Annotated in this window: 6 protein-coding genes and 1 pseudogene; 6 read left to right on the forward strand and 1 reads right to left on the reverse strand. The window is 74.6% G+C overall.

Annotation, left to right across the window (positions count from 1 at the left end):
• The 6 genes from GTW08_RS23860 to mutM form a co-directional block, all read left to right on the forward strand.
• On the forward strand, positions 1 to 375 hold a 375-nt coding region (locus tag GTW08_RS23860; protein WP_161152554.1), incomplete at its 5' end, for a helix-turn-helix domain-containing protein.
• Positions 376 to 551: 176 nt separating this feature from the next.
• Positions 552 to 1,580, forward strand: coding sequence for a MinD/ParA family ATP-binding protein (locus GTW08_RS23865; protein WP_073578198.1), 1,029 nt, complete (start codon positions 552 to 554; stop codon positions 1,578 to 1,580).
• A 26-nt stretch (positions 1,581 to 1,606) separates the two neighbouring features.
• A complete protein-coding gene (locus GTW08_RS23870; protein ID WP_062400972.1) occupies positions 1,607 to 2,182 on the forward strand; it encodes a YceD family protein in 576 nt (191 codons plus the stop codon).
• A gap of 70 nt (positions 2,183 to 2,252) precedes the next feature.
• Entirely contained in the window at positions 2,253 to 2,435 is a 183-nt protein-coding gene (gene rpmF, locus GTW08_RS23875) for a 50S ribosomal protein L32 (RefSeq protein ID WP_020626225.1), read from the forward strand.
• Between the two features lie 8 nt (positions 2,436 to 2,443).
• A complete protein-coding gene (gene rnc / locus GTW08_RS23880) occupies positions 2,444 to 3,193 on the forward strand; it encodes a ribonuclease III (protein ID WP_073578197.1) in 750 nt (249 codons plus the stop codon).
• 6 nt (positions 3,194 to 3,199) lie between these two features.
• Positions 3,200 to 4,078, forward strand: a complete 879-nt coding sequence (mutM, locus tag GTW08_RS23885) for a bifunctional DNA-formamidopyrimidine glycosylase/DNA-(apurinic or apyrimidinic site) lyase (RefSeq protein ID WP_073578196.1) — start codon at positions 3,200 to 3,202, stop codon at positions 4,076 to 4,078.
• A 12-nt stretch (positions 4,079 to 4,090) separates the two neighbouring features.
• On the opposite strand, the pseudogene GTW08_RS23890 reads toward mutM, so the two are convergent.
• Positions 4,091 to 4,441, reverse strand: a pseudogene (locus tag GTW08_RS23890) (diaminopimelate decarboxylase); the annotation flags it as partial.

Raw genomic sequence — 4,441 nt, forward strand, 5'->3', positions numbered from 1 at the left:
ACGGTGCGGGACTGGCTCGCCCCGCTGGCCGACCGGGTCACCGACGCCGGACGCCTGGTCAACCGCGCCTGCGCGCTGGCCGAGTCCCGCGCCGACGTCCTGCGCGCCGACCAGCTCGCCGAGCTCGTCGGTGTCGCGCCGCGGACCCTGGAACGCCTGGTCCGCGGCCACATCGGACTGACCCCGCTGTGGCTGATCGAATGTCGTCGCCTGCAGCACGCCGCCGCGGTGCTCCGGACCGACCCGGACACCGCGCTGGCCGGGCTGGCCGCCGATCTCGGCTACGCCGACCAGGCCCACTTCACCCGTCGCTACCGGGCGGTGCTCGGCGAGACGCCCGGCGCGACCCGGCAGGCGGCCCGCGCGGCCGGGTGATCACGGGTACTGCTGCGACACAGGTGCTTCACCACGCGCAGTTGCTGTGGTCGGATACGCCGGACGCAGGAATCCAGGTCACCCGCCGTACTACTCTCCCGCGCATGGCACGCCGGCCCGAACCCGACCCGACGACCTGGTGGGCACGCTACGGGCACCGGCTGGAAGGACCCCCTGTGACGAACCCGGCGCAGCCCCCGGCCGAGGCCGCGGCCCCTGCGGTCCCCGAGGCCCCGCGTCCCGAGCTCCCCCGCTCCGAGGCCCCGCGCGGGAACCCCGGGGCGGCCGCGGCGGACCTGCGTGAGGACGCCATGCTGCGCGCGCGGCCCGACCGGCCGCGCACCGGTTGGCGGCGCGCCCTCTACGACGTCACCGGCGGCCGGGTGAACCCCGGCCCGAGCGACGCCGAGGAGCTCCGCTCCGGGCTGCTGACCCGGGTCCGCGCGCCACTGGCCGGGGCGCACCGGGTGGCGGTCATGTCGGTGAAGGGCGGCGTCGGCAAGACCACGGTCGCTGCCTGCCTCGGACAGGCGCTGGCCGAGCACCGCGGGGACCGGGCCGTCGTCCTCGACGCCAACCCCGACGCCGGCACGCTCGCCGACCGCCTCACCGGCGACTCCCGGATCACCGTCCGCGAGCTGCTGAACGACCTGGACTCGGTCGGCACCTGGACCGACGTGTCCCGCTACACGAGCCTCGCCGGGCGCCTGCAGGTCCTGGCCTCGGAGCAGGACCCCGCCTCGGGGGAGGCGTTCTCCCGCGACGAGTACGAGCGCGTCGTCGACCTCCTGGGCCGCTTCTTCAACATCATCATCACCGACTCCGGCACCGGGATGGTGCACTCCACGATGCAGGGCACCCTCGCGCGCGCCGACTCGGTGGTCGTCGTCGGGGCCCCGACCGTCGACGGCGCGGGCCGGGCCAGCAAGACGCTGGACTGGCTGGTCGCGCACGGCCACGGCGACCTCGTCCGCGACGCGGTGGTCGTGCTGTCCTGCGACCGGCGCAGCGCCGAGGTCGACGCCGCCCGGATCCGCGAGCACTTCGCCCAGCGGGTGCGCGGCGTCGTCGAGGTCCCGCACGACCCGCACCTGGCCACCGGCGGCCGGGTCGACCCGGCCCGGCTCCGCCCGGCGACCGCGGACGCGTTCCTGGAGCTGGGCGCCCTGGTCGCCGACGCGTTCGACGTGCGACGACGCGACTGAACGGGCCGCGTACGCTGGTCCGCGAGATGAACACCGCGCGCAGCCAGAACCGTCCCGACGACAACCCCTGGGTCCTCTCCACCCGCGAGCTGGCCCGCCGCCCCGGCAACCAGCGCACCGTGGCCCGTACGGTCCCCGCGCCGTCGGGCGACGCCGAGATCGGCCTGACCGGGGTGATCACCGTCCCCGGCGGGTCCGACGTCGAGCTCGACGTGTCCCTGGAGTCGGTGACCGAGGGCGTCTACGTCTCCGGCACGGCCGACGCCCGGCTGGCGGGGGAGTGCTCGCGCTGCCTGGAGCCGATCGGTGAGGACGTGCAGGTCCGGATCGGCGAGCTGTTCGCCTACCCGGACTCGGTCACCGAGGAGACCACCGACGCCGACGAGATCCCGCGCCTGGTCGACGAGCGCATCGACCTCACCCAGACCGTGCGCGACGCGATCGTCACCGAGCTCCCGATGGCGCCGCTGTGCCGCGAGGACTGCCCCGGTCTGTGCGTCGAGTGCGGCGAGAGGTGGGCCGATCTCCCGTCGGATCACGGGCATGAGACACTGGATCCTCGTTGGGCGGCGCTCCGTGAGCGCCTGCCCTCCACCGACTGAGCGGCGGCTCCTCGTGAGCCCGCTCCCCGGTGGGCAGACCTGATCGTTCGAAGTACCGAGGAGTGTCATCATGGCCGTTCCCAAGCGCCGGATGTCGCGGTCGAACACGCGTGCGCGCCGGTCGCAGTGGAAGGCCACTGCGCCGACCCTGGTCGCCTGCTCGAACCGCGCCTGCCGTGAGCCGAAGCTGCAGCACATCGCCTGCCCGACCTGTGGGCAGTACGACGGCCGTCAGGTCACCAGCCCGGCCTGATCGCAGCAGTGGGCGACAAGAGCGTGACCGGTCCGGTGACGGACCGGTCACCTCTGCTGTCCGCACTCGGTGTGGACCTGGACGAGGCGCTGCTCACGCTGGCGCTGACCCACCGGTCCTACGCCTACGAGCACGGCGGACTGCCGACCAACGAGCGCCTGGAGTTCCTGGGCGACTCAGTGCTGTCGATCGTGATCACCGAGCGGCTCTACCGGGACCACCCGGACCTGCCCGAGGGGCAGCTGGCGAAGCTGCGCGCGAGCGTGGTCAACATGCACGCGCTCGCCACCGTCGCGGTGGCGCTGCCGACGCCGGACGACGGGCCGCACGGTCTCGGCGCGTACCTGTACCTGGGGCGCGGTGAGGAGCTGACCGGTGGCCGGTCGAAGGCCAGCATCCTGGCCGACGCCACCGAGGCGCTGCTCGGCGCGGTGTATCTCGCGCACGGCCTCGAGCCGTCCCGCGAGCTGATCCACCGGCTGTTCGCGGACCTGCTGCACAGTGCCCCGCTGCTCGGTGCGGGCCTGGACTGGAAGACCAGCCTGCAGGAGCTCACCGCCGCCGGCGGGCACGGCGTGCCCGAGTACCGGATCGACGAGGAGGGCCCGGACCACCTGAAGGTGTTCACCGCGACGGCCGTCGTCGGGGGTCGTGACCTCGGCAGCGGTGAGGGGCGCACCAAGAAGGAGGCCGAGCAGAAGGCGGCCGAGATCGCCTGGCACGCGCTGTCCGACGAGAGTGCCGGCTCCGGGCGGTAGCCGTCGATGCCGGAACTGCCCGAGGTCGAGGTCGTCCGCCGCGGCCTCGCCGACCACGTGCTGGACCGGCGGATCGCCCGCGTCGAGGTGCTGCATCCGCGCGCGGTACGCCGGCATCCGACCGGCGCGGACGACTTCACCGGCCGGCTGACCGGTCGCACGCTGTCCGCGGCGGCGCGGCGCGGCAAGTACCTCTGGCTGGAGCTGGACACCGCGGGCCCCGGCGACGACGCACTGCTCGCGCACCTGGGGATGTCCGGGCAGATGCTCGTGGAGCCCCCGGACGCGCCCGGCGAGAAGCACCTGCGGGTCCGTGTCCGGTTCGACGACGACGGCCCCGAGCTCCGCTTCGTCGACCAGCGCACCTTCGGCGGGCTGTCGGTGCACCCGCTCGCCGCGGCCGCGGGCGGCGGCCTGGTGCCCGAGTCGGTCGCGCACATCGCGCGCGACCCGATGGACCCGGCGTTCTCGGCCGACGACGCCGTCGCGGCGCTGCGTCGCCGTCGCACCGAGGTCAAGCGGGCGCTTCTCGACCAGACCGTCGTCTCCGGGATCGGCAACATCTACGCCGACGAGGCGCTCTGGCGGGCCCGGCTCCACGGCGCCCGGCCCACCGAGAAACTCACCCGGGCCCAGGGTCACGCCGTCCTCGACGCCGCGACGACCGTCATGCACGAGGCGCTCGCCCAGGGCGGGACCTCCTTCGACGCGCTGTACGTCAACGTCAACGGCGCCTCGGGCTACTTCGACCGCTCCCTGAACGTCTACGGCCAGGCGGACCGGGCGTGCCGTCGCTGCGGCACCCCGATCCGCCGGGACGCGTTCATGAACCGCTCGTCGTTCACCTGCCCGCGGTGCCAGCCGGCGCCGCGGCCGCGTCGCTGAGCGGCGCGGGGGTCAGGAGCAGTCGCGTCGCAGCAGGTCCTCCGGGGTGTCGCGGCGCAGCAGCGGCAGCGACGCCCCCGCGGCGACGGCGACCACCGGCGGGCGCGGGACCTGGTTGTAGGTCGAGGCCATCGACGCGTGGTACGCGCCGGACACCGGCACCGCCAGCAGGTCCCCGGGCGCGACGTCGGCGGGCAGCCGGACGCCGTCGGCGATCACGTCGGAGGACTCGCAGTGCCGCCCCGCCACGCGGACCGTCTCCAGCGGCGCCCGGGTGGCGCGCCCGACGAGCCGGACCGGGTAGCGGGCGCCGTAGAGGGCGGGGCGCGGGTCGTCGCTCATGCCGCCGTCGACCAGCACGGT

The organism is Pseudonocardia sp. SID8383 (assembly GCF_009864975.1).
Classification (GTDB): Bacteria; Actinomycetota; Actinomycetes; order Mycobacteriales; family Pseudonocardiaceae; genus Pseudonocardia; species Pseudonocardia alni.

Bases quoted from the DNA above. Each gene is read 5' to 3' on its own strand.
- mutM (WP_073578196.1), top strand. From the start codon at position 3,200: ATGCCGGAACTGCCCGAGGTCGAGGTCGTCCGCCGCGGCCTCGCCGAC.
- GTW08_RS23870 (WP_062400972.1), top strand. From the start codon at position 1,607: ATGAACACCGCGCGCAGCCAGAACCGTCCCGACGACAACCCCTGGGTC.
- rpmF (WP_020626225.1), top strand. From the start codon at position 2,253: ATGGCCGTTCCCAAGCGCCGGATGTCGCGGTCGAACACGCGTGCGCGC.